Source organism: Alkalibacterium subtropicum, assembly GCF_900112455.1.
Lineage (GTDB): Bacteria > Bacillota > Bacilli > Lactobacillales > Carnobacteriaceae_A > Alkalibacterium > Alkalibacterium subtropicum.
Map to the genome: position 1 here is coordinate 99,248 of NZ_FOLT01000005.1, position 26,548 is coordinate 125,795.

Consider the following 26,548-nt stretch of genomic DNA (forward strand, 5'->3'; position numbering starts at 1 on the left):
GTTTATAGAGTGAAATCCATTACATACAAGCGGTTTCTAAAAATTATTTCACTTTTTGTTAACTAGTCACTTCACCTTGAATATGGTAAAGTGACTGAGACTATGTAATCAGGAAAGAGGAAATTGAGATGACACACTATGATGTCCTTGTCATCGGTGGCGGAACGAGCGGAATGATGGCTGCGATCTCTGCAGCAGAACACGGCGCCACTGTTGGACTTATTGAAAAGAACAAATTCGTCGGCCGGAAGCTCCTGGTCACAGGAAACGGCCGCTGTAATGTTACGAATAACCGCGATAAAGAAGAAATCATCCGACATATCCCCGGAAACGGGCGCTTTTTATACAGCGCCTTTTATCAGTACGACAACTACGATATCATGAATTTTTTCCGTTCACGCGGTATTGCCTTGAAAGAAGAGGACCACGGACGGATGTTTCCAACGACAGATAAATCGCGCACCATCGTGAATGCCCTGAAACAGATCATCGACGACTTGAACATTGATTTATTTGTCGATGCTCCCGTTGAGACGGTCCTGTATGACGAGGAGAAAGTAACGGGCGTAAGACTTATAGACGGCAGAGAATTCTCAGCGACTTCTGTCATACTGTCTACCGGTGGCCGCGCCATGCCTAAAACCGGTTCGACGGGTGACGGCTACAAATGGGCTAAAAAAGCCGGTCATACGATCAAAGAATTGTATCCGACCGAAGTGCCTATTACTTCCCAGGAATCTTTTATTGAAGAACGCGTCCTGCAGGGCTTGTCTTTACGTGATATCAATTTGAGCGTGTTGAATAAGAAGAAAAAATCGGTCGTGACTCACCGCATGGACATGATCTTCACTCACTTAGGCATTTCCGGTCCGGCCGTGCTGCGCTGTTCGATGTTTGTCCTTCAGACGATGAAACGCGACAAGACGGATGCAGCCACGATGACGATCGATTCGCTGCCTGATATGACTGAAGGCGAATTGAAGCAAAAAATGGCTCAGTTTAAAAAGAACGACGGCGACAAGAGCATCAAAAATGTTCTGAAACAGTTCGGTCCTGAGCGTTACATCCTGTTCGGCCTGGAACGTCAGTCCATCGACAGCGACAAAGCCTTCAAGACCCTCACACCTAAAGAAGTCGAAGCAATCATTACATTTTTGAAAGATTTCCGCTTTGACGTACACGGTTCCCTGCCGATCGAAAAGGCCTTTGTCACCGGCGGCGGCGTGCACACAAAAGAAGTGAATCCGAAATCACTGGAAAGCAAGAAGAAAAAAAATCTGTATTTCACTGGAGAGATCCTTGATTATAACGGATATACAGGCGGCTATAACATCACCGGCGCCTTCATTACCGGACGCGTGGCCGGCATGCATGCCGCAGAGTCGGCTTTGGCATTAAAATAAAAGTCTTATTTTGGAAGGGACAGCTTGAATATGGAGCACAAACTTAGAAAGTCCTCGACTGACAAATCGATTCACGGCGTTTGTGGTGGCATCGCCGATTTTTTCGGAATATCCTCCTTTGCCGTCCGGCTCATCTTTATCTTTTTGCCCGCCAACGTTATCATTTACGCCATTCTCGCTAATACGATGGCTGAAAGTGAACGAACCCTGTAGACGCTTGTTTCCGGTAGCTTTGAATAGAACAGTAAACGCACGACGTTGAACCGATAGACGGAAAGCCTGAATTGGACTTTCTTCTCCCTCAGCGTCGTGTGTTTTTATACTTGATCTTTTTTTACAAAGAATAAGAGAATTCGGTTCATACAGATGTCTAAATCAATCAAATACACCGAATCTACAGACGTTCGGTCTATCCGAACGCTTCTCTCATTCCAAAGAGCCGAACTTCTATCACGTTCGACTCTTTCGATTTGCATACACTCTGGAATAGACCGAATTTGTATCTTTTCGGTCTATACATAGTTTCTTTCCGTATGAATAAACCGAACCTTAACGTTCATCGGTTTGTACGCGAATGTAATCATGACGAATACGCCAAAGCATATAAGGATTCAGTTGTTTCGTTAAATATAACAAATCCTGTCTACAAAAAAATGAAGAGTCTGAGACATCCCAGACTCTTCATTATATTCAATAAACTATGACAACTGACTTGTCAGTTCAATGATACGGTCGACAGACTCGTCAAGATACTTGATGGTATCGGTCAGGGGCTGATCGGTCGTGATGTCGACACCGGCGACTTTCGTTGCTTCGGCAGGCACTTTTTGTCCGCCTAAAGCCAGGAAGTCTAACCAGCCGTCCACGCTTTCTTCGCCGCTCTTGATTTTGAGGAAGGCTTGAGTGGCGATCGTCAGACCAGCTGAGTAGGTATATGGGTAAAGCCCCATGTAGTAGTGGATCTGACGCATCCAAGTCAATTCTGCACCAGGTTCCAGTTCAACAGAATCTCCCCAGAACTCTTCCAGTACATTTCGTTTCAGTTCGCTCAACTTGTTGGCATCGAAACTCTTGCCCTCATCGATCAGACGGTACACTTCACGCTGATAGGCTGCTTCCAGGAGGTGCGTCACGAAGTTGTGGAAGTAGGTTTTTGAAATCATTTTAGATAACACATTACGTTCCATACGCGGATCGTCTGCTTTATCTTTTAAATAATCAGTCAGCAGCAGCTCGTTGAATGTCGATGGTCCTTCAATGAGGTACAGTGACGGACGGGCACTAGTCAGCGGGTTGTTTTCATTGGACAAGATTCCCTGACCGGCATGGCCGAACTCGTGGAACAAAGTATAGGCATCTGTCAGCTCACCTGTGTAAGACACCATGACATATGGATGTTTACCATAAGTCGTTGAACAGAAAGCACCGGAACGTTTGCCGTGGTTCTGGGCAAAGTCGACCCAGCGTTCAGGATAGGCACGCAAGATCATGTTGACATAGTCTTCACCTAATGGAGCCATGGCTTCTTTGACTAAATCTTTGGATTCTTCGATGCTTACCGGGGTCGTATAGTCCGGATCCAGATCCACTTTCAAGTCGGCATAGGTCATTTTATCCAGACCGTGAACCTCTTTCAGGTGTGTAATGAATTTACGCATCACAGGCGCGAAGTCGTTCATGATCATGTCGATCTGACGATGGTACAAGTCCTGCGTGACTTCCTGGTCTTCTAAAAGATAGTCGAAAATCGAATCGTACCCGCGCATCGTAGCCAACGTCTTCTCGCTTTGAAGCTGTGTGTAATACCCTGTGGCGACCACATTTTTATACTGACCTAAGACTTCACTGAATTTATCATAAGCCGCACGACGGATCTTGGGATCATCCGAGTACATGTACACTTCTTCATATAAAACGAAACTGAGTGGGTATTCTTTGCCTTCCACTTCAAAGGTTCCGTAGTCTGCATCAGCCGAACGTGCCTGTTCGAAGATTTCTGCCGGTGCTTCAAACACAGGAGAAAGCTGCGCCAATGCTTCTTCTACTTTTGGATCGAGCTTGGCTAATTTGGACTTTTTGATTTTTCTGATATACGCTGCATAAACAGGCTCGATATCTACAACAGCATTCAATGTCCCTTCATCCAAGTCTTCCATTTGCGACTGGAAGAAACTCATTTTTGCACTGACACCGGCCAGCACGTTTGATGTGTGGCGCGCCTGTTGCTGGGCTTCACTGTCCGTAATATCCACTGATACCGGCAGACGTCCGTATTGTCCCAAATGAGAGGCTTTTGCAAAAATCTCTTCGTAATCTTTAACCCCTTCTACCACAGTAGTGACATCAGTCAGATTCCCATCATACTTGTTTGCGAATGCGTCTACTTCTTCAGGTAACGCCTTAAGTGCTTTTTCAAAAGCTTCCTGACTAGGAAAAATGGCACTCAAGTCCCACTTCAGTTCTTCAGCAATGTCTGCACGTTTTTTCATTTCTTCTGACATAGTTTTCTCCCCTTAACCTTTACAATGATTTATGACGTTGTGTCATATCAGCAGCAAAAAAAATTGCTCTTAGGATTATTATAGCATGATTACCTTTGATATGTGAGAGTGTTTTAATATTTATTTCGTTAAATACGTGTTGTTTTATCATCGATTTATCATCACAATGAGTTATAAAGCCTCCTGAACATACTATAGAAAGTTCAGGAGGCCTCTGACCATATTCAGTTAATACCCGGCTTCGTAATCCACAACATTTTTCGAAGGAGCTTCGCCCTTAGCAAACGCCTGCAGATTCTCCATGAATATCGGGAAGACACTCGCGGCATAATCTTCCAGTCCTCCGGCGATGTGCGGCGTCAGCAGAACATCCTCCCGTTTATAAACAGGGTGATCTTCCGGCAACGGTTCTTCATGCACAACATCCAGAGCCGCATACTGGATCCACTGTTCATCCAGGGCTTTCAGCAGGTCGTTCGTGACCACGGTCTGTCCGCGTCCGACGTTTACAAACACGGCAGAACTTTTCATGACTCTGAATTTACTCAGATCGAACAAATTCTCTGTCTCATCCGTCAGCGGTAAAATGTTGATGACAAAATCGGCTTCCGGCAAGGCGTCGTCCAGTTTGTTCTGTGTTACCAGCTCATCCATGTAGTCGACCGGCTGTCCGCTCCGGTTCACACCGATCGTTTTCATACCGAAAGCCTGGGCCACTTTACCCGTCTGGGTCCCGATAGCTCCGGAGCCGACGATAAGCATGGTCTTTCCGCTCAGCTCGAATAACTCTTGAGCCGGATCCCACTTTCTCTGACGCTGTTTAATCAGTGAATAACCGATTTTTCGTGTGTAACTCAAAATCATGCCAAAAATCGATTCGGTGATGCCCTTCCCATGGATCCCGCTGGCATTGGTCAAGGTCACATCCAGTTCATTGAGTCTTTCCAGATCCACGTAATCGACACCGGCGGACAATAACTGGACCCATTCGAGTTCGTTTTGCGGACCCTTCAACAGCTGAGTCATTTCATCCTTATCCCAGCCGTATATGGCTTTGACTTCAGTAAAATCGTCAGCCTCACTCAAAGATTCAATGATCTCATACGAAGGGGCTATCTGTTTTACTTGACTGCACTGTTCATCGGTCAGTTTGATGTAGCTTAGTAACTTGTCAGACACTCACGATCTCTCCTTTGATTTACCTTCTACTTCTGCTGTTTGTCCCTGATGATGGATTCGCCAGCATCCAATCACTCCAGCTGCTGACTGATTTCTTCCAGTAGATCTTCGGCCTCAGCTTCCAGCAGCTCTTTGCCGGATAAATCATTTCCCAGCAATTGATTCAGTTTTTCTTCAGCGGTCTCTAAATCTCCACTGTAGTATTCATCTTTGGCCTCTTCTAATAAGACGTAGTCCGGATCAGACGGTTCCCCTTCAGTCGGCATGGCTTCCTCGTCATTGACCCCTGAAGTGGCACTATCTGTCGTTGAATCTTCTTCATCTGCAGTTTCTTCCGTCGGTGTTTCTGTTCCTGTATCTTCCTCGGTATCCTGGCAGCCAGCCAGACCTAGACTTAAAGCAAGCATCGGCAAAATCAGTCGTCTGTTTTTCATTTCAAATTCCTCCCCGTTAGTTAATTTTCTAGTTCGTGATAGGCGGCATACACCTCACGCTTGGGTATATCCCTAAGTAGTGCGACTTCCTTGATTGCTTTTTTACTGGGCAGTGACTCGTTTTCCATGACAAATGACACGTGCTCTTTCAACGTCCAGCTTTCCCACACTTTATCTTCTAATGTTTCTGCATGCTCATTACCCTCTACAATGATGACAAATTCGCCACGGATGTTTTCATTACTTAACCATTCGCAGACCTCCTCCATCGTGCCGCGGATAAATTCTTCAAAGCGCTTCGTGACTTCCCGAGCCAGAACGATTTTTCTCTCAGAACCATAGACAGCTTGCATGGTCTCCACCACCTGCTTGACGCGATGTGGTGATTCATAAAAAACGAGGGTCTCTTTTCGTTTATTCAGTTCTTCCAGTTCAGCTGTCAGGTCTTTCTTCTTTCGTGGTAAAAAGCCCAGAAAGTAGAAAGGTTGAGGTGATAACCCCGAGGCGATCAAGGCTGTCAGTGCGGCGTTAGGTCCCGGCAGAGGCACGACCGTTATGCCAGCATCTACGGCTGCTCTCACCAGATCCACGCCAGGATCACTTATGGACGGCATGCCGGCATCACTCACTTGAGCGATCGACTGTCCAGCCTTGATTTTTTCGATCAGCTGCGGTGTCCGTTCTTTTGAATTGTGTTCATGGAAACTCGTCTGTGGGGTCTCCACTTTGAAGTGATTCAGGAGTTTCTGGGTGTTCCGCGTATCTTCCGATGCGATCAGGTCGACCGCTTTTAACATATTGACGGCCCGGAACGTTATGTCTTCCAGATTACCTATAGGGGTCGGAACCAAGAAAAGTGTCCCCTGATTCTTTTGTTCAAAACTTTTCTGCGTCTTGATCATGTTTTCCCGTCACCTCTCTCACGACACACACACTCTGATTTTTAAATGGCGTTTTCACACCTTGTTCCTTCAGGTATCGGTTTTTCTGTGTGCGTGCCTGTTTTTTGAATGCCGCTTCTGCTTTGGTTGCTTCACTGCGCGTTTCATACGCTTCCGCATAAATCATTCTTAACGGACGCCGTCTCTTAGGCCGTGTATACTTGGCTCCTATGCCGTCGTTATGTTCTTTCAGTCTACGGGAAAGGTCTGTCGTATATCCACCATAAAGCGTTCCGTCCTTACAATGTAAAACGTAAAAGTAACTCGTCTTTGCTTCACTCATTGCCGTAGATCATCCTTCTCACTTCCGGGTAATAATCGCCATTCTCGTCGAAAACAAACAGGGGCGGCAATATTTTCAGCCCTGTTTCTTTTCCCTGTTTAATGCCTTCGATCAGCAGCATGTTCGCTTCTCTGTCCGGTTTCGGGTAAACAAAGCGTATACGTTTGGGGGCCAGATCGGCTGCCCGCATCTCATCCATGATTTCCAGGAAACGCTCGGGTCGATGGACAAAATAGGCTTTGCCTTTCGTTTTCAGAAGGCCCGAAGATACCGTCATCAGTTCTTTCAGCGTTAGATGCAGTTCGTGTCTCGCGATGGCCAAGTGCGCATTGGGGTTCTTCCGGCTCTTTTCCGTGACTGTAAAATACGGCGGGTTACAGGTCAGAACATCCACTGAATCTTTTTTGATGTGTTCGGTCGCATGGTTAACATCCGAGTGGATCATTGCCACTTGATCTGTTAAGTGGTTGAGCTTGATACTGCGCTCGGCCATGTCGGCCAGACGTTCCTGCAGCTCCATGGCCATGACTTTGCTCTTCGTTTTCTGGCTCAGCATCAGGGCGACTGCCCCGTTTCCTGAACATAAATCAACCACTCTAGCCCGGTCATGTTTCGGTACTTTTGCAAAGTCACCCAGTAATACGGCATCCAGCGAGAATGAAAACACTGAAGGGCTCTGTATGATCTCCAGGTCGTACTGCATCAGCTGGTCGATGCGTTCATCTCCTTTTAATTGAATCTCCATTATAATACCTAGCTTCCTTTATTGTCGTTAGATTAAGTATACCAAAAATCCTCGTCTGTTTTATCCTGATATGTATATAAAAGACGGCAGAATTGACAAAAGCCACTCACAAGTGAGCGGCTTTCTATAATTAAAAATAAATATTTCTAAAGTGAATCTTTTTTATTCCCATTCATATGAATATGACTAAGTTTCTCATTTATACGACCCGATCCCTACCTCTATCGTGTCCTTACAACTCCATAGTTGCGCCAGTGTGAATAAATTTCTTTAAAACGTGTTTATATTATACTTCATATTTACTTTCAACGTAATTACAAGTATACCATTTTCTGGGAGATAAGCAAATGGGACGCTCCAGTCTGAGTGTAAGAGGAACGAAGTCGTTTTGCTGTACTATACAATATTTACATAATTTTGACTCGATGCTGCTTGCTGCCCTCTTACCTGTTCGGTCATTACACTAAGATTCTTCTCCCTAACTACCGAACTTGGCGTTATTCGGTAGTTTGAATGAACTTTTTTATACCTAACTGTCGAACTTGCCACTTGTTCGGTAAGTACATATGATTATTCTTATGCTACCTGTCGAACCTGGCTCCCTTAGGTAAGTACGCCCAGCTCCTTTTATCCTAGTTACCGAACAGGGCCTCTCTTCGACAATTAGATGAGATTTCTCTGACTGTACTTGTCGAACTTGGCTATATTCGACAGTTACATGCACCTATTCTCTCCCAACTTACCGAATTCCCGTTCAGCAGACTGTTTTAAGGAACTTATTCGTTCTGCTTGTCGACTTTTCCCTCACAAGACAGTCATCACTAAAAAAAGACTTCAAGAAGGCGACTGAATTGAAGTCTACCTTCTTGAAGTCTCTGGTCATTTATACTCGCCGTTTTTCCAGAGGATGACTTCTCCGGAAGCTAAAGACTGTTTCACGTCAATGATCCGCTGGTTGGCACTTCCTCTAAAAGCAAGATTCAGATCCATTTTGTCCTGTTCGAACCGTCCGTCAACAAGAACATCGATCACACGAAGCAATGCTTTCTTGTCTTCTGTGCCCGCCATCAGTTCTTCCCAGGTATAGCCTGTCCAGGACCAGATATCTTTGGCATCGTCGAAAGCTTCCCTTATTTTCGTGCACAGTGGAACCGTCACACCGGTATTCAGAAATGGTTCGCCACCCAGCAGCGTCAGCCCCTGGCAGTAGTCGGCTTTCAAGTCCTCTAAAATTTGTTCTTCCAGAGCTTCAGAATACGGTTTGCCATAAGAAAAGTTTTGAGCGGCTTTATTGTAACAGCCTTTGCAGGCAAAGGGGCAGCCGCTGACATACAAACTGCACCTGACCCCTTCGCCGTCCACAAAATTATACGGTTTATAGTCAGCAACATAATTTTTACTGAAACGTTCGGACGTCCACGCAATCGGATCAGCTGGCATCTAAACCAGATCCCTTCATATGTTTCGTACGAGATGAGATCTCTTTATGACGTCCGTCGACCATCGGCCGTTTCTGAGGATTGCCCAGATACCCGCAGGTCCTCTTCACCACATCACAGGTTTCTGCATTGGTATTGCCGCACTGGGGACACTTAAACCCATTTTCAGTTGGATTGAACTCTCCTTCAAAGCCACATTCATAGCAGTGATCGATCGGAGTGTTCGTGCCAAGATAACCAATGCGGTCATAAGCATAATCCCAGACAGCTTCCAGTGCTTTGGGATTCGTCTGCAGTTTAGGGTATTCACAGTAGTGGATGAAGCCGCCACCCGTATACTGAGCATAATCTTTCTCGAAGTCGATTTTTTCAAAAGGTGTCGGGTTTTTCCGTACATCATAATGGAAACTGTTCGTGTAGTAACCTTTGTCCGTTATATCAGAAACTTCACCGAATTTATCCCTGTCCAGCTGGCAGAAACGGTCGGTCAGACTTTCGCTTGGCGTGGAGTAGACACTGACATGCAGGCCGCTTTCCTGGCCCCACTCATCTGCGTAGCCTTTCAATGTTTTCATGATGTCCAGCGTAAACTCTTTCGCTTCTTCCTTGTCTTCCCACTCATTGCCGTAAAATACGGTAGCTGCTTCATAGAGCCCGATATATCCCAAAGAGACCGTTGCGCGTTTATTCAAAAAGAGCTCGGACACATCGTCTTCTTTTGCCAGCCGTTTACCGAATGCCCCGTGCATGTACAAAATAGGGGCGTTTGCGGGTTCAGCTTCCATCACGCGGTTTGCTTTGAACAGTAAGCCGTCTTTCAAGACACACAGACGTTCTTCCAGCAAGGCATTGAACCGGTCGATGTCTCCCTTGGATTCCATCGCGATCCGCGGAATATTCAATGTCACGACTCCGAGATTCATGCGCCCCACAGAGACATCTTCGCCTTGCTCGTTCTTCCATCCCTGCAGGAAGGAGCGGCAGCCCATCGGCGTCTTGAAGCTGCCTGTGATATCCACTATCTTATCGTAGCTCAGGATATCGGGGTACATACGTTTAGTGGAGCATTCCAGTGCCAGCTGTTTGATATCGTAGTTGGGATCTTCCGCATTCAGATTCAGGTCTTTTTTCAGAGTGAAAATCAGTTTAGGGAAAATGGCTGTCCGTTTTTCTTTGCCCAGTCCCTTGATACGGACCGTCAGAATCGCTTTTTGGATTTCACGTTCGATCCAGCTTTTGCCCAGCCCGAAGCCTAAACTGGTGAACGGCGTCTGTCCCTGACTGGTGTAAAGCGTATTGATTTCATACTCCAGACTCTGCATGGCATCATAGATATCTTTTTTCGTCTTTTCAGTGGCGAAAGCTTCCTGCTTCTCCTGGCCTTCGATCCACTCCTGTGCCGTTTTCAAGTGTTTCTGATAGTTCAATCCGGCATAAGGGGCCAGCACTTCATCCACCCGGTCGAAGCTGCATCCGCCGTACTGACTTGAAGCCACATTCGCTATGATCTGAGCGGTTTGAGCGGTAGCCGTCTGGATGGACCGCGGTGAATCAACTTCCGCATTGCCGATCTGAAAGCCGTTCTCAAACATATTTTCAAAGTCGATCAGACAGCAGTTGCTCATGGGAGAATAAGGGGTGTAATCCAGATCATGGTAATGGATATCCCCTTTTTCATGAGCATTGGCGACATGCGCAGGCAGCAGTTTCAGACCCAATGCTTTACCCACGATCCCTGCCGTCAGATCACGCTGTGTGTTGAAGACCTTACTGTCTTTATTGGCATTTTCATTGACAATGGCTTTGTCCTGTTTCAGCAGGCTGTCGATCATGGCATTTACATCACGCCTGCTCTCACGCTTTTTCTCTTTGTCTTCTCTGCGTTGAATATATCCTTCGACAAGGTCCAGAAAGCCGTGCTGCTTGAGAACGTCCAGAACGACAAAATCGATCGCTTGGGTGTCGATATCCGAATCATCATTGCTGAGAATGATCTTTTCGACTTCCAGGGCGATTCCTTTCAAGTCACTGAATGAAAAACCCAGATCCAGCTGCTGAACAGCCTGAAACAAGGCTTCTGTGATTTTCCTGCGGTCATACGTCTGTACTCTTCCGTCCCGTTTTTTTACGGCTGACAACTCATAATCTTTTGCTGTTCCTTCATTTTCCATTTTTACGTTCTGCATGTTGATGTCCTCCTCTGATTTAACCTATCTTATTCAATCATTCACAAGTATATCCAAAAAAATATATGTACATCTTCAAATCAGTTTCAAGCGTTTCCCTTTAGAGAAACGCCTGTAAACGTCATTGATGCTGCTTAACTCATCCACTTCTCGTAGTCGCTGTCTTCCATCGATTCGACCATGCCCACTAAATATCCATTCCCGACTTGGGAGAAGAAATCGTGATTGCTGGTCCCTGTCGAGATACCGTTCATGATGATCGGGTCGACATCTTGTGCCGTATCAGGGAACAAGGGATCAAAGCCAAGGTTCTGCAGCGCTTTGTTGGCATTGTATCTTAAAAAGATACCGACGCTGTCCGTCCAGCCGATTTCATCATACAAATGACCCGTGTACTCTATTTCATTTTCGTAGAGTCGGAACAGCAAGTCATAAGCCCAGTTCTTAAGCTCTTCCTGTTCTGTTTCATCCAGCTGATTATAGCCAACCTGAAACTTATATCCGATATACGTGCCATGGACCGATTCATCCCGCAGGATCAGCTTGATGATCTCCGCGACATTCGTCAGCTTACTGTTTCCGAGATAATAAAGCGGAGCATAAAAGCCGGAATAGAACAGAAACGACTCCAGCAGGACACTCGCCACTTTCTTCTGCAGATCGGTCCCGTCCTGATAGATCCCGTTGATGATCTGCGCTTTTTTCTGAAGCATCGGATTGGAGTGCGTCCACTCAAAAATCTCGTCGATTTCAGCTTTTGTATTCAACGTACTGAAAATCGCACTGTAGCTTTTGGCATGCATGGATTCCATGAATTCGATATTATTATAGACGGCTTCTTCATGCTGAGTCCGGCTGCTTTTCTTGAGGGCCTCGATCCCATCCTGTGACTGCAGTGTGTCCAGGAGCGTCAACCCCCCAAATACTTTGGCGATCATTTCCCGTTCGTTTAACGGCAACGTGTTCCAGTCACTCAAGTCATTGGAAAGCGGGATCCGGGTGTCCGTCCAGAACTGTTCCACCAGCTTTTCCCATGTCAGTTTGTCGATCATATCATCGATTCGATTCCAGTTGATGGCTTTATAGGCTTCTGTCATACTTAATTCTCCTTCATTCAGGAAGAGACCTGTTTCAGCCTCTTCTTTTCCTCGCAAATATTTCTCCTGTTAAATCGTACAGCTTTCACAGGCGTTGGCCCCGATTTCTTCTTCATCGTCGGTAAAGGTCCGCACATAGTAAATCGACTTCACACCTTTTTTATGGGCATAGTGTCTCAGAATCGTCAGATCCCGAGTCGTCTGTTTGTTGGTACGCCCTTCTTTCCATTCATACAAGCCTTCAGGGATCGCCGAACGCATAAAGAGTGTCAGACTCATCCCCTGGTCCACGTGCTTTTGAGCCGCCGCGTAGACATCGATGACTTTACGCATATCCATGTCATAGGCGCTGGTGTAATATGGCATCGTTTCATTAGATAAGTAGGGGGCCGGGTAATAGGTCTTCCCAGTCAGTTTTTCCTGACGTTCCTCTACCAGACGCGTGATCGGATGCAGACTGGCCGACGTTTCGTTCACGTAACTGATGGATCCCGTCGGGGCAACAGCCAGACGGTTCTGATGATAAAGACCATGTGTTTGAACGTCTTTTTTCAGCTGTACCCAGTCTTCTTTAGATGGAACAGATATCCCGCGGTCATTGAACAGGCGCTCGACTTTTTCGTGTTTAAATGTGAAGGTTTCTTCTGTGTAGGTATCAAAGTACTTCCCTGATGCATAATCCGATTTTTCAAAGTTATGAAAAACCGTCTGTTTCTCTCTGGCCATCTCATTACTGGCTTTCAATGTGTAGTAATTCAGCAGCATGAAGTAGACATCCGTGAATTCGATCGATTCCGGCGAACCATAATGCATCTGATTCAACGCAAAAAACGTGTGCATCCCCATAGCGCCCAAACCTATCGTATGGTACTTGTCATTCCCGTTTTTCACAGTCGGCACCGCATCGATACTCGAATGGTCAGTCACATAGGTGAGCGCCCGGACCATCGTACTGATCGACTGTTCAAAATCTGGTGTGTTCATCAAGTTGACCACATTCGTTGAGCCTAAGTTGCAGCTGATGTCGGTCCCCATCACTTCATATTTCTGATTATCTTTGATGACGGAAGGTTCCTGGATCTGCAGGATCTCGCTGCATAAGTTGCTCATCGTTATTGTGCCATGAACTGGATTTTCCCGGTTCGCTGTGTCGATATTGATGATATAAGGATAGCCGGATTCCTGCTGAAGCTTGGAGATTTCGTTTTCAAGTTCACGTGCATTGATTTTTGTTTTTCTTATTTCCGGATCAGCAACCAGTTTCTCGTATTCCCCGGAAATATCCACATATGAAAAGGGCTTGCCGTAGAGGCGTTCGACATCATAGGGACTGAAAAGATACATGTCCTCGTTTTGAGCAGCCAGTTCGTAAAACTTATCGGGTACCACAAGACCTAAAGACAGCGTTTTGACACGTACTTTTTCATCTGCATTTTCTTTTTTGGTTGATAAGAAATGCAGGATGTCCGGATGGAAGACGTTCAAATAGACTGCTCCGGCCCCATTACGCTGGCCAAGCTGATTGGAATAGCTGAAACTGTCTTCTAAAAGTTTCATGACGGGCAGGACGCCGCTTGAAGCATTCTCGATATGCTTGATCGGATCACCCGCTGCTCTCAGATTCGTCAGGTTCACCCCGACACCCCCGCCGATGCGTGACAGCTGAAGCGCCGAGTTGATCGTGCGTCCGATACTGTTCATATCATCCATCGTCTGGATCAGGAAACAGGAAACAAATTCGCCACGTCGCTTGCGTCCGGCGTTCAGGAATGTCGGCGTAGCCGGCTGATAACGCTGGTTGATGATCTCATCAGCAATATGACTGGCCAGCTCCTCGTCACCATCTGCCAGATACAAGGCATTAAAGGCGATCCGGTCTTCAAAACGTTCCAGATACTGCTTGCCGTCGTTGGTTTTCAGCGCATACTGTGTGTAAAACTTATAGGCGCCCATGAACGAGCGGAACCGGAACTGTCTGGCATAAAGCTCTTCAAATAACTGATCGAGAAATGCTTCGGAATACTTGTCAATAAATCCCCTCTCGATAAAGTCATGAGTGATTAAGTAAGTCAGTTTTGCTTTCACACTATCGAAAGGGACAGTGTTTGGCTCGATATGTTCTTTGAAAAAAGCCTGGACCGCTTCCTGATCTTTGTGCAGAGGGATCTGATTATCTACAGGCCGGTTGATTTCATTATTCAGTTTAAAATACGTTACTTCTTTTGACTTTTCATTTAGTGTGCTTGTCGATACCAAGATCGTTCACCGCTTTCTTTAGTTTCCAAACGTCCTCATCATTCCCCTGAAATTCGAATCGGTGGAGCAAGGGCACGTTATAGTCCTGTGCGATATCTTTGGCCGTGAAGACGTACAGCTGACCAAAGTTTATGTTTCCTCCGCCCGCGACTCCTTTTAACCATTGGCTATTCTCTCCGGTTTCAAGAAAGTCGTCCCATATTTCAGTGACTTCTTTGTCATAAGTAGGGGTCACTATGATAAAAGGGTCATTCATTTCAATAAACGGATCTGCCGGATTTAATTCCAGCACATCCATTTTTAACTTCTCTACAAATTTACGTGTCTGACCAGTCAGTGTAAAAAAGACCACTTTCATTTTTTAAGCCAGTCTGTTCAGTATATCGGGTCTGAAACCATTGAAAGCTTCAATGCCTTCTGCTATGACAACCGGGAGCGAACTGAACCCCATTTTTTTCACTTCATCAATAGCTTCACCATTCTGTTCCACATCTTTTTCTTCAAAGGGTATCCCCTTGTTCTCCAAATATTTTTTAGTGAACTGGCATTGCATACAATTTGGTTTTGAATAAACGATCACTGATGATTTTTCCATAATAATTACCTCCGTTATACATGCTGTGAGACAACAGGATGTCTTCAGTTTCCAGTAAGTTTCCTTCTGATCTATCTCCCTGTTCGATAATCTTATTTTACATCAGTCATTTTCAAAATCAAGGGGAACACACTACATATGCCAAAATAATATATAACAAGCACAACATATAGTGTTTTGGGTACAGAAAAAACCTTCCTCACACTGCAGTCATACTGCATCAAGGAAGGGTTCTAATTAAATTTTTCGAATAGTTGGCGCTCATTTATCTTCGTTCACCGTAGATAACTTCCAGACAAAATGCACAAGGCTCATCGCCATCTCTTCTTGAGCCATAAAATAAATTACAGACATGAAAGCCGTCTTCATATATTTTTTCAAGGTTCAAGCGAGACTTTGTCATACCTGAATCAGTCATTTGCTTCTCGATCGACTGCTGTTTTATTATTTCTGCTAAGCGATCTCTGAGATGTTGATTTTCCATTCGCAGCACATTGTTTTCTTCAGTTAAATGAGATAATTCTTCTTTGATATTCTTGATCGTACTCAATGTGGCTTCTGCTTGGGACTCCAGCTCAGAAAACGTATCATGCAATTCTTTTTTATCCATTTTTCACCACTTCTTTACTCTTCTTAGCTTATCTGTTAGTGATGCATGGACCGAAGAAATGTCCTCTTACATCTTTACCTAGCATACCATGATTACCATAAAAAAGCCAAATGAACACAATATCGTATGTGTAAAGTTATTCTCGGAAATTTATTCTAGAAATCTGAAACACTATTTATTTTTTCACTTCGAACCATGTTCTTAGTATCTTTTAAAAGCTTAAAATCTCTCTCTAACTAAATAATTTCTGTAATTGCCCCATTGGGCTTGAAGAGGAGCCATAATTAGCTACTCTGCCAATTTTCACACCTATTGATGGTCTGTATTTACTTTTCTTCAAGGCTGCTCTTACAGCCCCTTTGAACTCCGGCTGGAGTTCCGCTAAAAGCTCAGGTGTTTTATCTGTTAAGGCTTTGAGAAATGTTCCGTTCTTACGTGCTGAAATAATCGCTGCTACATTCCCTGTGCCCTTAGCTGAGAAACCACGACCTTGTCGCTTCATGCGATAACTATACGGCCGATGGTTACTTTCGCATACGCCAATCCCTTTATTTATGGGCAGATCTCTCATTTTTAATGGTTTTAGACTAGCCCAATTTCTCTCTAGATAAGCTTTTAGCTTTGAAAGTTCTTCTTTATATTCTTTGGCTTTTTCATCATTTCTTTTAATACGGCTTTCAGTTGTAGCAATAATCGTTTCAACCAGATTAAAGTCGTATGTACGCACTGCGTGCCTCATTTTCTTTTCCATTATTTTATCGAAATACATACGCTGTTTGATCTTTTCGTTCACATGATAAGCATCTCTGAAATGTTCATGTTGTTGACATTTTCCAATAATCTGATGAAATTTATCTTTATCGTAACCACTTCCTCCATCGCTATTTGAAATAACAATCGTTTGACGGATATCATAAATATTTTCTAGCCATAGACTTGCACGTCTAAAAGCTTCTTTACTTGATACAGTACTCTCAAACATTTTTGAATTAATTAAGACAGGTCTTTTTTGTTTCCCTTTATACTCGACACCTTCATGAAATTGCACGCGATGAATCTCAGGGCGTTTTTTCTCTTTCCCTTTAGTAAGCATTAAACCGTCACCTTCGATAAATAAAACAGGTATTTTTTTCTTCTCCTTCAGAGGCCTATCATCCTGAAGTGGGGCTGTTTCTGTCCATTCCTGAATCGTTTCTCCAACTTTTTGGGTAATGGTATGGATAGTTGTATGACTCAGTGAAAATGATGTAAGGAGATCAATAGCTTCTTCTGCTTTACGATAGGTCCCATCTGAGGCTATCTTTGCAGCTTTCATCTCGACAAGAGGAGACTGACGAATTCTTGGTTTTAAGCCGACGGCTTTATCAAATGGAATCACACTTTTTTCACCTTTCTTGCGCATACGGTGGCGTGCAAATTCAAGAGTTCCGAATGTTAATTGAAGCGTACGGTTGGGCACACTATCAATCTCATATCCTTGTTCTTTATAATCATGAAGTAGTTCTAGATCAATTTGTTTAAAAGCTGTACTAAGCAATTCTTGAGTGATACGCTGAAAAACCGTTTCTAAAGCTAATTCAGTTTCTAAAAGGGTAGAAGAACCCTTTATAGTGTTGATGATTTCTGATATAATTTCATTCATAAGAAGACCTCTTTCTCTAGCGTTGTCGTTATCTCTAGATTAAGGGTCTTCTTTCTTTTTGTCTAGGTCAACCTTTTTCACTTCCGACATTAATTTTACACATAGCACAATATCTTAATAAATTTCTACAGAGATCTTTTCATAGCCGCCAGCATTTTGAGAGCCGACATTTCAAATACACCCTGTGCGGCAACATTACTGTCCAGATATTTTTTCCCTGTCAGAATGATGTCCATCAGGTCGGCAAGCGTCACTGCACTTAACCGTTCAGCTTCTTCCTGGATCCTAGTCTGATACTTCATATATCCGACCGAGTAGTTTTTGGAAAGCTGAGTATTCAGTATGTCCTGTAAAATGACCAGAAACAGATCCAGGACCCGATGATATTCCGCTTTTTCCTTAACCAGAGGCATGATATCCGTATGAACATAAACGAAGGCCTGATCATCTTTTTTAGAAAGGGCCATATACCATTTCCACACAGCATCTATTAAAGCCGTAAGATTTTCGTTCTCCGACAGTTCTAGAGCCTGTTCGGTATCACTGGTCAACTGACTCAGTACAGCAGCCCGTTCTTTAGACAAACCGGCTTCTTCCAGAGCCTGCATCCGGTGTTCTTTTGACAGCTGAGGGAAATGGATCAGCTGCACACGGGACAATATCGTAGGCAGCAGACGATGCTTAGCGGTCGTCATCAAGATAACGACGATATCTCCATCCGGCTCTTCCAGAAACTTCAATAGACTGTTGGCTGCCTGAGTCGTCATCTTTTCGACATCTTTTACCATCACAAGTTTCTTTCTGCCTTCCATACCGCTTCTGGTAAATTCCTGTTTCAGTCCTCTGACCTGGCCGATTTTAATGGACAAGCCCTCCGGCTCCAGTTCGATGACGTCGGGATGCTGGTGTGAAGCGATCCGCTGGCAGGTATGGCACTCACCGCATGGTCCATCAGAAAAATTCTGACAGAATAAGCTCTGAGCGATCCATAACGCCGTCTCTTTTTTTCCTGTGCCTGTCTTGCCGTCAAATAGATAGGCGTGCTGCAGGTTATCTTTTTCAATTAGCTGAAGAAACAGCCGCTGAATGCTCGGCTGCTTGATTGTTGTGGTAGACATTGCTCGTCTCCCTTGCATTTAGAATTGTAAAAACTGGTCGATCGGTAAAACAAAAATCGTGGCGCCGCCCACTTCAACATTTACTGGATAGGTCAGATCCGATTCCAGTGTGAAGTCATAAGACGGTGGGCTCATCATGGTTTGGCTGCGCGTTGAACAGTTTTCTTTGATCAGTTCAAGCGTATCATCCACTTTTCTGTCCTCGACACCCATTAAGAACGTGGTGTTCCCTGCTCTCAAGAACCCGCCTGTCGAAGATAATTTTGTTGCACGGATGCCATTTTCTACAAACTCATCCGCCAGACGCTTACTATCCTGGTTCTGTACGATTGCTACGACTAATTTCATCTTACTTCATCCTCTCTTATAAACCGCTCTGTCATGCTTTGATTTTCAGAGTCTCTCCCTGACGATTTTCCATACATCATCAAATACTTGTTCTTCCGACTGACCCGCATCGACCGTTACAAAACGGTTCGGTTCTGCCTCGATCAGAGCCAGATAACCTTTTCTCACTTCTTCATGAAAAGCCACTTCTTCCAGTTCAAGGCGATCTTGGGTACGGTTCGAGTTTTTATCTTTTATACGATTAAGCCCGACTTCTGCATCCACGTCCAGATAAATCGTCAGATCCGGTCTCAACCCTTCGATGGCAAACTCATTGATATCCTTGACTTCTTTGATCCCAATTCCTCTTGCCTGACCCTGATAGGCGATCGAGCTGTCCACAAAACGATCACAAAGCACGATATCTCCTCTTTGTAGTGCAGGGTTGATCTTTTCGACAACATGCTGACGTCGTCCGGCCGCTAATAAAAGGGCTTCAGTACGGTCATCCATGTTTGTATGTATCGGATCCAGTAAAATTGCTCGTATCCTTTCAGCTATTTCACTGCCTCCCGGTTCTCTTGTAACAACCAAAGGTCTGTCGGTGGTCTGCTGTATTGCTTCGACCAATCTCTTTACAACACTAGATTTGCCTGCACCGTCCGGTCCTTCAATTGTAATAAATAATCCACTCACAAAACTTCCTCCATCTATAGCTCGATTCTATCTTCATTATACGTTAGATAGTCCAGTGTTGTCTATTCATTATGAAGTTATCTTGTTAACACCCTTTTACAGTGAGAAAGACTGCTTCCCAAAGTCGTTCTGCTCATGTTTACATACCTTTTATTTATTTCTTTTTAAAAACAAAAAAACAGGCCGATAGTTTTTACACTATCAGCCTGTGATCCTATCTATCTATTAGTTAGAAAATTTCTTTTTGTACATGGTCATTGCTGCACCAACAGCAGTTGAGAATGCACCTAACAATAAATACATATAGGTATTTGTAGCAGTTTCAGGCAACTCTTCCCCGTCCTGCTCTTTGTCTTTCTCTTCTTTCTCTTCTTGCTCTTCTTTCTCTTCTTGCTCGTCTTCTTCATCCACCACGTCTTCAGGCAGTTCTTCACCCATTAAATCAGTGATTCTTCCTTCGATTTCAGGGTTTACGACACCACCAAGATACTGGTCTTCAACCATATAGTCGATCAGCTGCTGCCAGTCTTCTTCACCGATATCTCTGACACGGCCTTCTTCAAATGCCTGAGCAAATGTTTCATAGCCGTCGCCGCCTTGACCGGTAAAGCCGTTTGTCGTTACAAGATACATTTCATCCATAACGATTTCTGTCAGTTCACCGTCTCTATCGACATACATCTGAACGATACGGTCGCCTGATTCTCTTGTGCTGTCATAGTAGAATTTCATGCCAGATACATGCAGGAACCCGCCGTTTTCTTCAGGTGCCAAACGGACACTGTGTTCCATGATATCTTTGATCTCCTGTCCAGAAAGCTCAGCCACAACAGGGTTATTACCAAACGGTAAGACTGTCAGGACTTCACCGACTGTGATCGGTCCCTGATCGATAGCAGCACGGATACCGCCACCGTTCTGGAAGGCAATTACTGTTTCAGGGAATTTCTCCTGAGCTTTAGCCAGCATGGCATCGGTGATCAGGTTACCTAAGCGCGTTTCGTCTGCACGGACGCTCATTTCATCGCCTTCACCGAATCTTGGATTTTCTAACGCTTCAACAGCCACTGCGCCTGTTTCTTCATTTGCGATCTCATCGACACGGTCTTTGTACTCAGCCATGACATTGAGTGCTTCTTCATCAGCTGCATATTCGCCCACATCAAGTAGTTGACCCATTTGTGAAAGAACAATACCTTTATCGTCAAATTCAACAGTCAGTGTGCCAAGGTTATTACCATATTGACCGCCCTGTACAATAACTGTCGGTTCTTTTTCGTTGCCTTCGTCATCGTGTGTAACAACGTACGGTTCGTCGATTTCAGAATGTGAGTGACCGCCGACGATAATATCGATACCGTCTACTTCCATGGCTACTCTCATATCGTTTCCGACTTCTGGCGCTGTGTCAAAGCCTAAGTGGTTGACAGCCATGATTTTATTGATGCCTGCATCTTCAAAGGCCTGAACAGCTTCTTCAGCCGCTTCAATGAAATCAGTGAAGTCGACTTCCACAGGACTTGAGATGTTCTCTGTATCTTCTGTAACTAAACCGAAGATACCGATTTTCTCACCGTTGACTTCTTTAATGATACTTCTGTAGATCATTCCATCTTCAGGATTCTCTACTAGCGATTCATCTGATTCCAGTTCATTCATGAACGGATCTTGTGAGAAATCGACGTTGGTGCCAAGGAATGGGAAGTTGGCTTCTTTGACAAATTCAGAAAGTGATTCATGTCCGTTTTCTTCAGCACCCAAGTCGAACTCATGGTTACCGAAGGTCATCAGATCAATGTCCATCATATTCAATAGAGCTAGATCGGCCATACCTTTGAATTCATTGAAGTACAAGGTCCCTGAGAAGACATCTCCGGCATGAACCAGCATTGAATCCGGATTTTCTCCACGGAATGCTTCAATGGCAGTAAGCATGTGTGGATAGTTTTCTACTCGACCATGTGTGTCATTCATGTGCATAACTGAGAATTCAAACGTGTCATCCGTGTCAGGTAATTCTGCGCCTTCATTCAGGTCATTGATTCTGCCTTCGATTTCAGGATCAACGACCCCATCAAGGTATTCGTCTTCCACCATGTAGTCGATCAGCTGCTGCCAGTCTTCTTCACCAATATCTCTGACTCGGCCTTCCTCAAATGCCTGAGCAAATGTTTCATAGCCGTCGCCACCCTGACCAGTGAAACCATTTGTGGTTACAAGGTACATCTCATCCATGGCGATTTCTGTCAATTCACCATCTCTGTCGATGTACATTTCTACAATACGGTCGCCAGCATCTCTTGAACTGTCATAGTAGAATTCCATGCCAGATACATGCAGGAAGCCACCATTTTCTTCAGGTGCCAAACGGACACTGTGTTCCATGATATCCTTGATTTCCTGTCCGGAAAGTTCAGCAATCACAGGGTTATTACCAAACGGAAGAACGGTCAGGACTTCACCCACTGTGATTGGTCCTGCATCGATCGCAGCACGGATACCGCCACCATTTTGAACAGCAATCACTGCTTCTGGGAATTTCTCCTGAGCTTTTGCCAGCATGGCGTCGGTGATCAGGTTGCCTAAGCGTGTTTCGTCTGCACGCACACTCATTTCATCGCCTTCACCATGTCGTGGGTTTTCTAACTCTGAAACAGCAACTGCGCCTGTTTCTTCATTAGCGATTTCATCCACGCGGTCTTTGTATTGCTGCATAACCGCTAGAGCAGCTTCATCAGCAGGATACTCCCCTGTATCAAGCAATGCTCCTGATTGACCGATAACGACACCATTTTCATCAAACCCGACATTCAATGTACCTAAGTTTCCGGCATACTGACCGCCTTGAACAATAACTGTCGGTTCTTTTTCGTTGCCTTCGTCGTCATGAGTGACTACGTAAGGTTCGTCGATTTCAGAATGTGAGTGTCCGCCGACAATAATATCGATACCGTCCACTTCCATGGCTACTCTCATGTCATTCCCGACTTCTGGAGCTGTGTCGAAGCCTAAGTGGTTGACTGCCATGATTTTGTTGATGCCAGCGTGTTCGAAAGATTGAACAGCAGCTTCAGCAGCATTAATAAAGTCTGAGAATGCAACATCCATAGGACTTGAAATATTTTCGGTATCTTGAGTGACTAAACCAAAAATACCAATTTTTTCACCATTTACCTCTTTGACAATCGTTTCATAGATTTTGCCATCTTCAGGATCTGCTTCTAATAATTCATCTAGTTCATAAGGTGCCATATATTTGTCTTCTGAGAAATCAACATTTGAACCTAAGAATGGGAAGTTGGCTTTCTCTACAAATTCTGCTAATGACTGATGACCATTTTCTTCAGCACCTAAGTCAAATTCGTGGTTACCGAATGTCATAACATCGATATCCATCAAGTTCAGTAAGGCAAGGTCTGCCTGTCCTTTGAATTCATTGAAGTATAGGGTTCCTGAGAAGACATCACCGGCATGTACCAGCATAGAATCCGGGTTTTCTCCACGGAATTCTTCAATAGCTGTAAGCATATGCGGATAGTTTTCTACTCGGCCATGGGTATCATTCATATGCATGACTGACATTTCAAATGCCGGCTCAACTATTTCAGGTAGATCGATTTGAGCGAGGACAGGTTCATGGTCACTTGCGCGTCCATGCATGTCGGTGAAATCAGCATTGACATGGATCATGTCGATTTCAGCTGCATCAGCGAGGTTGTTGGATACGAGGATATGATCAAGCACCTGTGAATTACCCTGGTAAATATAACTGTAGCGGTCACTTGCCGGTACTTTATTAGTCAGGTTAGTTAACGCATCACCTGCTAAAATCTCCAGTGGCTCCGAGAATTCAAAGTCATTCATGTCTCCAAGAACAACAATGTTTTCGTCTGGATTATCTGCAAGGATCTCGTCCACAAATGAGTTGACAGACTGTGCCAACTGGTTACGTTCGATCCTGCTGTCAAATTGAGGCGGCTGAACTTGGCCGTAGTAAGGATCATCTCCGCGTTTAGAATTCAGGTGGTTGGTGATCACGACAACGCTCTTACCATTGAATTCAAATTCTGCAGCTAGAGGTTTTCTTGTCCCCTCAAAGTCTGAAGGATTGACACGTCCTGGGTTGAGCGTTAACTCACCATCCGTATATCCAACGGCTTCATTTGTTCCACCTTTATCTTTTTCGATCATTGAAACACGATCTGGGTTATACAGGAACCCTACACGGATGTTCCCGCCCGGTGCTCCGCCGTCTGCGTTGTATTCAGGATCGATATTTGCATAGGCATAAGTCGGACCGCCTGCATCTGCAATTTCATTCACTAAACGCTCATAACTGGCGTCCGCTACAGCAGATCCTGATTCTGTTTCACCGTCACTGTCCTGTACTTCAACGATACCGATGATGTCTGGACTATTCATATCATTGACGAATGTGCTGGCAATTCTCTGGGCTTTGATATCTGAGGTTTCCTCTGTATTTGCAGAGAAATTCTCTACGTTATAAGTGGCAACAGTCAGCTTGGATTCATCTTTCACAATAGATGTCGCTGAAGATGCAGCTTCAACCGGAACATGGGCAGCTTCCATATCTGCTAAATCTGAATAGATCTTGTAATTGCCGTATCCATAATTGACGACACCTTCAACAGCTTCTGTGAACTGGTCACCCGTCTTGACAGCAAAGTCTCTCGCATCGTCATTTGGCTGAAGCTTGAATGGAATCAGTCTGGAATCCGGACCTTCTTCACTTAATCTCAGTCCACCGTTTACTGTCGTATTTGAAGGGGTATAGTCTTCTGTCGCAACAAATAAATCCCCGTATGCCTGAGGTGCAACGGCTCTTGAAGGTTGAACTTCAACGCGCATGCCTTCAAGACTTTCCCAGTAATCCAAGGAATAAGCATCCGGATTGAAGACTTCCAGAGTCGTTCCGCCTTTTATTTCTCCTGGAATATTACTTGATGTGATCTCAACAGGAGCCGGCAGCTCAACATTGTTTTCTGTGATCGTAACAATGCCGCCTCTGTCGTCACGGGCACTGATTTGAGTGATCGGCAGATCTGTTTCATCTCTATCAGAATAGCCGTCTATGTGATACTCTGACACTTCACCCGTTACTTCGACCAGATCTCCGACGTTGACACCCGTACTATTTCTTCCTGTATAGACAACGATACCTTCTGATGTATTGTCATTATCATCGGTCATGTCATCAGGTGTCTGCATGTGGAAATAGTTGGCTCCGTAGATATCGTATACGTATGTGACGACACCTTTTACGTTGTAAACACGCTCTCCAAGCATTGGAGAATAATGTGCTTCACCTTGAATGTCATGTATTTTATTTCCTTCAGTAATATCTACAACAGTATAATTGAATTCAGCGACTTCACTGATACGGTCATCAACTACAGCGATAGCTTTCAGTGTTGAATCTGCATCAAGTGTGATAGCTCCAGTATATTGAGTGCTTGACTCGGAAGGATCTGATCCGTCTGTTGTGTAATAAATCGTTGCGCCATCTGTGCGTGTGGATAGCGTGACGTCTGTCCCCATCGGAACATTTCCTGAATCATGGCTTGCAGTGACTGGCATGACAATGCTTGAGTCTTCTACAATGTCATAAATGTCTCGCGGTATCAGCTGAAAATCATAGAACTGAGAAACGATGCCGGTAATGGATTCATAAGTCGTCCCGACTGTTAAGCCAAGAGCATCATTTTCATCTCTGATCGTGAATTCAGTTCCCGCTTCATCCTTAGCAGTATAGTTCTTTCCATTTGCTTCTGTAATTTCGATGTTTTGCATCACAGCCAATTCAGACTCATGGTCTTCAACAAGGTCAGCACCAGTTAAAAGGACAGGTTCAGGAATTTCTGATCCTTCTGTTTTATCTTCAACAGTAGGATCTTGAATCTGCAGTAATCCATTGTACTCCCCTAGACCACCTTGAACCGTGATCTCATCACCCAGTTCAACATCCAGTGTATATCCAGGATACAACGCAATAGCGCCCGTTTCGTCCTGGATTTGGACGGTGCTGCTCAACTTGGCAGTCACTACACCTTTTGTCTTCACTTCTCCTGTTTCCTGCGCACGCGCGTCTGCAATGGACAGCAGTGTCAGTTCTGCAGGTTCTTCTGGTGTTTCAGAACCCGTATCTTCACCGGTAAATGACAGTTCACTAACACTTTCTAAACTATCTGCACCATGATAAGTATCTAGAATACCAGTAACGATGATTTCTTTTCCAAGATTATCAGCATTGCTTTGTAGCCCGAAAGTATTTCTGTTAGCGTCTTTTAATTGGACTGCCATTACCTTGGTAACATCAGTTTCATTAGGATCATCAGCTATAGCTACGCTGTAATCATCTTTAAATTCACTAGTCACAAGTGAAGGGCCACTAGCTAAATGCCCTACAATATAGCCTTTGACTGTTGCTTCTGATCCATCATTTTCTCTAGCTATGCCCTCTGCTACTGTAAGTGGTGTTTCAGTTGCAGCTGTGGCATTTACTCCCGCATCAGCAGATGTTTCAGCAGTCGAATCTGTCGTACCAGTGACTTCTGTCGTGCCAGGGTCTGTATCGGTCTCAGCATACGCTGATATCGGTGCAGCCGTTTGTGCAAACGAACTTAACAGGAGCATTGTTGCCAGGGAAAAACTATATTTCTTTCGCCAATTGTTGTGCATTCAATTCTCTCCTTATAAATATGTTTTACTCTACGATTTAATATGTACGCAATAGAACAACTGACCCTCCTTTAAGTGTATTGACATAATAAAGCAGTAGAGGTAGTAAATGTAATTAAAGATACGCTTTGACTAGCAGCTCTATTTAAAGAGCTCACAGGGATTTTTGACAGCGATTACAAAAGTTAGTTATTGTATAAACCAAAATAACTTTTAGTTATAATCACTCGTATCTAATAGTTTAATCTACAAAAAAAGCAATGTCAACGCTTTCATTAAAATAAACAATGTTATCCTATGCAAACTACTATACTTTAAGCATTCGCTAATAAAATATTTTTTTCGGAATGCGGTTAACTGAAGACAAAAACAGCCGATTATAAAATATCGGCTGTTT

General features: G+C 44.4%; 20 protein-coding genes. 2 read left to right on the forward strand and 18 right to left on the reverse strand.

Annotated features, from left to right (window positions below; translation table 11 throughout):
• Nucleotides 1–128 precede the first annotated feature (128 nt).
• Together BM049_RS06995 and BM049_RS12205 are read left to right on the forward strand one after the other, a co-directional pair.
• Complete coding sequence (locus BM049_RS06995) at nucleotides 129–1,403, forward strand: BaiN/RdsA family NAD(P)/FAD-dependent oxidoreductase (RefSeq protein WP_091529865.1); 1,275 nt, start codon at nucleotides 129–131, stop codon at nucleotides 1,401–1,403.
• Nucleotides 1,404–1,433: 30 nt separating this feature from the next.
• Nucleotides 1,434–1,616: a PspC domain-containing protein gene (locus BM049_RS12205; RefSeq protein WP_091529908.1), complete on the forward strand. Its 183-nt coding sequence runs from the start codon at nucleotides 1,434–1,436 to the stop codon at nucleotides 1,614–1,616.
• A 485-nt stretch (nucleotides 1,617–2,101) separates the two neighbouring features.
• On the opposite strand, the gene pepF is transcribed toward BM049_RS12205, so the two are convergent.
• The 18 genes from pepF to BM049_RS07090 form a co-directional block, all read right to left on the reverse strand.
• Nucleotides 2,102–3,904 carry an oligoendopeptidase F gene (pepF, locus tag BM049_RS07005; RefSeq protein ID WP_091529866.1) on the reverse strand — a complete coding sequence of 601 codons (1,803 nt, stop codon included), beginning with the start codon at nucleotides 3,902–3,904 and terminating at the stop codon, nucleotides 2,102–2,104.
• 228 nt (nucleotides 3,905–4,132) lie between these two features.
• Nucleotides 4,133–5,083 carry an NAD(P)-dependent oxidoreductase gene (locus BM049_RS07010; RefSeq protein ID WP_091529867.1) on the reverse strand — a complete coding sequence of 317 codons (951 nt, stop codon included), beginning with the start codon at nucleotides 5,081–5,083 and terminating at the stop codon, nucleotides 4,133–4,135.
• A gap of 71 nt (nucleotides 5,084–5,154) precedes the next feature.
• Nucleotides 5,155–5,517, reverse strand: a complete 363-nt coding sequence (locus BM049_RS07015) for a hypothetical protein (RefSeq protein WP_091529868.1) — start codon at nucleotides 5,515–5,517, stop codon at nucleotides 5,155–5,157.
• 20 nt (nucleotides 5,518–5,537) lie between these two features.
• Nucleotides 5,538–6,416: a 16S rRNA (cytidine(1402)-2'-O)-methyltransferase gene (gene rsmI / locus BM049_RS07020; protein WP_091529911.1), complete on the reverse strand. Its 879-nt coding sequence runs from the start codon at nucleotides 6,414–6,416 to the stop codon at nucleotides 5,538–5,540.
• Nucleotides 6,394–6,741 (reverse strand): GIY-YIG nuclease family protein, encoded by a 348-nt coding sequence (locus tag BM049_RS07025; RefSeq protein WP_091529869.1) that lies wholly within the window; start codon nucleotides 6,739–6,741, stop codon nucleotides 6,394–6,396. The genes rsmI and BM049_RS07025 overlap by 23 nt, the downstream gene beginning before the upstream one ends.
• On the reverse strand, nucleotides 6,734–7,486 hold the full coding sequence (locus tag BM049_RS07030; protein WP_091529870.1) for a tRNA1(Val) (adenine(37)-N6)-methyltransferase: 753 nt from the start codon (nucleotides 7,484–7,486) through the stop codon (nucleotides 6,734–6,736). The genes BM049_RS07025 and BM049_RS07030 overlap by 8 nt, the downstream gene beginning before the upstream one ends.
• A gap of 879 nt (nucleotides 7,487–8,365) precedes the next feature.
• On the reverse strand, nucleotides 8,366–8,926 hold the full coding sequence (gene nrdG / locus BM049_RS07035) for an anaerobic ribonucleoside-triphosphate reductase activating protein (protein ID WP_091529871.1): 561 nt from the start codon (nucleotides 8,924–8,926) through the stop codon (nucleotides 8,366–8,368).
• A complete protein-coding gene (gene nrdD / locus BM049_RS07040) occupies nucleotides 8,916–11,111 on the reverse strand; it encodes an anaerobic ribonucleoside-triphosphate reductase (RefSeq protein ID WP_091529872.1) in 2,196 nt (731 codons plus the stop codon). The genes nrdG and nrdD overlap by 11 nt, the downstream gene beginning before the upstream one ends.
• Nucleotides 11,112–11,245: 134 nt before the next feature.
• Nucleotides 11,246–12,208, reverse strand: a complete 963-nt coding sequence (gene nrdF / locus BM049_RS07045) for a class 1b ribonucleoside-diphosphate reductase subunit beta (protein ID WP_091529913.1) — start codon at nucleotides 12,206–12,208, stop codon at nucleotides 11,246–11,248.
• Nucleotides 12,209–12,277: 69 nt separating this feature from the next.
• On the reverse strand, nucleotides 12,278–14,464 hold the full coding sequence (gene nrdE, locus BM049_RS07050; RefSeq protein WP_091529873.1) for a class 1b ribonucleoside-diphosphate reductase subunit alpha: 2,187 nt from the start codon (nucleotides 14,462–14,464) through the stop codon (nucleotides 12,278–12,280).
• A complete protein-coding gene (nrdI, locus tag BM049_RS07055; RefSeq protein ID WP_091529874.1) occupies nucleotides 14,439–14,822 on the reverse strand; it encodes a class Ib ribonucleoside-diphosphate reductase assembly flavoprotein NrdI in 384 nt (127 codons plus the stop codon). The genes nrdE and nrdI overlap by 26 nt, the downstream gene beginning before the upstream one ends.
• A 3-nt stretch (nucleotides 14,823–14,825) precedes the next feature.
• Nucleotides 14,826–15,059, reverse strand: coding sequence for a glutaredoxin-like protein NrdH (nrdH, locus tag BM049_RS07060; protein WP_091529875.1), 234 nt, complete (start codon nucleotides 15,057–15,059; stop codon nucleotides 14,826–14,828).
• A gap of 265 nt (nucleotides 15,060–15,324) precedes the next feature.
• Nucleotides 15,325–15,669 (reverse strand): DNA replication initiation control protein YabA, encoded by a 345-nt coding sequence (locus BM049_RS07065; RefSeq protein WP_091486657.1) that lies wholly within the window; start codon nucleotides 15,667–15,669, stop codon nucleotides 15,325–15,327.
• A gap of 232 nt (nucleotides 15,670–15,901) precedes the next feature.
• Entirely contained in the window at nucleotides 15,902–17,311 is a 1,410-nt protein-coding gene (locus BM049_RS07070; RefSeq protein WP_091529876.1) for an ISLre2 family transposase, read from the reverse strand.
• A 125-nt stretch (nucleotides 17,312–17,436) separates the two neighbouring features.
• A complete protein-coding gene (holB, locus tag BM049_RS07075; protein WP_177188628.1) occupies nucleotides 17,437–18,429 on the reverse strand; it encodes a DNA polymerase III subunit delta' in 993 nt (330 codons plus the stop codon).
• An 18-nt stretch (nucleotides 18,430–18,447) separates the two neighbouring features.
• Nucleotides 18,448–18,777: a cyclic-di-AMP receptor gene (locus tag BM049_RS07080; RefSeq protein WP_091529878.1), complete on the reverse strand. Its 330-nt coding sequence runs from the start codon at nucleotides 18,775–18,777 to the stop codon at nucleotides 18,448–18,450.
• A 45-nt stretch (nucleotides 18,778–18,822) separates the two neighbouring features.
• A complete protein-coding gene (gene tmk / locus BM049_RS07085; RefSeq protein WP_091529879.1) occupies nucleotides 18,823–19,452 on the reverse strand; it encodes a dTMP kinase in 630 nt (209 codons plus the stop codon).
• A 225-nt stretch (nucleotides 19,453–19,677) separates the two neighbouring features.
• Complete coding sequence (locus tag BM049_RS07090) at nucleotides 19,678–26,151, reverse strand: 5'-nucleotidase C-terminal domain-containing protein (protein WP_091529880.1); 6,474 nt, start codon at nucleotides 26,149–26,151, stop codon at nucleotides 19,678–19,680.
• Nucleotides 26,152–26,548 lie beyond the last annotated feature (397 nt).

What these genes read in the sequence shown, in the direction of transcription:
- BM049_RS07065 (WP_091486657.1), bottom strand. Translation starts at nt 15,669, where the DNA reads ATGGATAAAAAAGAATTGCATGATACGTTTTCTGAGCTGGAGTCCCAA.
- nrdH (WP_091529875.1), bottom strand. Translation starts at nt 15,059, where the DNA reads ATGGAAAAATCATCAGTGATCGTTTATTCAAAACCAAATTGTATGCAA.
- BM049_RS06995 (WP_091529865.1), top strand. Translation starts at nt 129, where the DNA reads ATGACACACTATGATGTCCTTGTCATCGGTGGCGGAACGAGCGGAATG.
- BM049_RS07030 (WP_091529870.1), bottom strand. Translation starts at nt 7,486, where the DNA reads ATGGAGATTCAATTAAAAGGAGATGAACGCATCGACCAGCTGATGCAG.
- holB (WP_177188628.1), bottom strand. Translation starts at nt 18,429, where the DNA reads ATGTCTACCACAACAATCAAGCAGCCGAGCATTCAGCGGCTGTTTCTT.
- nrdG (WP_091529871.1), bottom strand. Translation starts at nt 8,926, where the DNA reads ATGCCAGCTGATCCGATTGCGTGGACGTCCGAACGTTTCAGTAAAAAT.
- pepF (WP_091529866.1), bottom strand. Translation starts at nt 3,904, where the DNA reads ATGTCAGAAGAAATGAAAAAACGTGCAGACATTGCTGAAGAACTGAAG.
- nrdF (WP_091529913.1), bottom strand. Translation starts at nt 12,208, where the DNA reads ATGACAGAAGCCTATAAAGCCATCAACTGGAATCGAATCGATGATATG.
- nrdD (WP_091529872.1), bottom strand. Translation starts at nt 11,111, where the DNA reads ATGCAGAACGTAAAAATGGAAAATGAAGGAACAGCAAAAGATTATGAG.
- BM049_RS12205 (WP_091529908.1), top strand. Translation starts at nt 1,434, where the DNA reads ATGGAGCACAAACTTAGAAAGTCCTCGACTGACAAATCGATTCACGGC.
- BM049_RS07015 (WP_091529868.1), bottom strand. Translation starts at nt 5,517, where the DNA reads ATGAAAAACAGACGACTGATTTTGCCGATGCTTGCTTTAAGTCTAGGT.
- nrdI (WP_091529874.1), bottom strand. Translation starts at nt 14,822, where the DNA reads ATGAAAGTGGTCTTTTTTACACTGACTGGTCAGACACGTAAATTTGTA.
- BM049_RS07090 (WP_091529880.1), bottom strand. Translation starts at nt 26,151, where the DNA reads ATGCACAACAATTGGCGAAAGAAATATAGTTTTTCCCTGGCAACAATG.
- BM049_RS07070 (WP_091529876.1), bottom strand. Translation starts at nt 17,311, where the DNA reads ATGAATGAAATTATATCAGAAATCATCAACACTATAAAGGGTTCTTCT.
- BM049_RS07080 (WP_091529878.1), bottom strand. Translation starts at nt 18,777, where the DNA reads ATGAAATTAGTCGTAGCAATCGTACAGAACCAGGATAGTAAGCGTCTG.
- BM049_RS07025 (WP_091529869.1), bottom strand. Translation starts at nt 6,741, where the DNA reads ATGAGTGAAGCAAAGACGAGTTACTTTTACGTTTTACATTGTAAGGAC.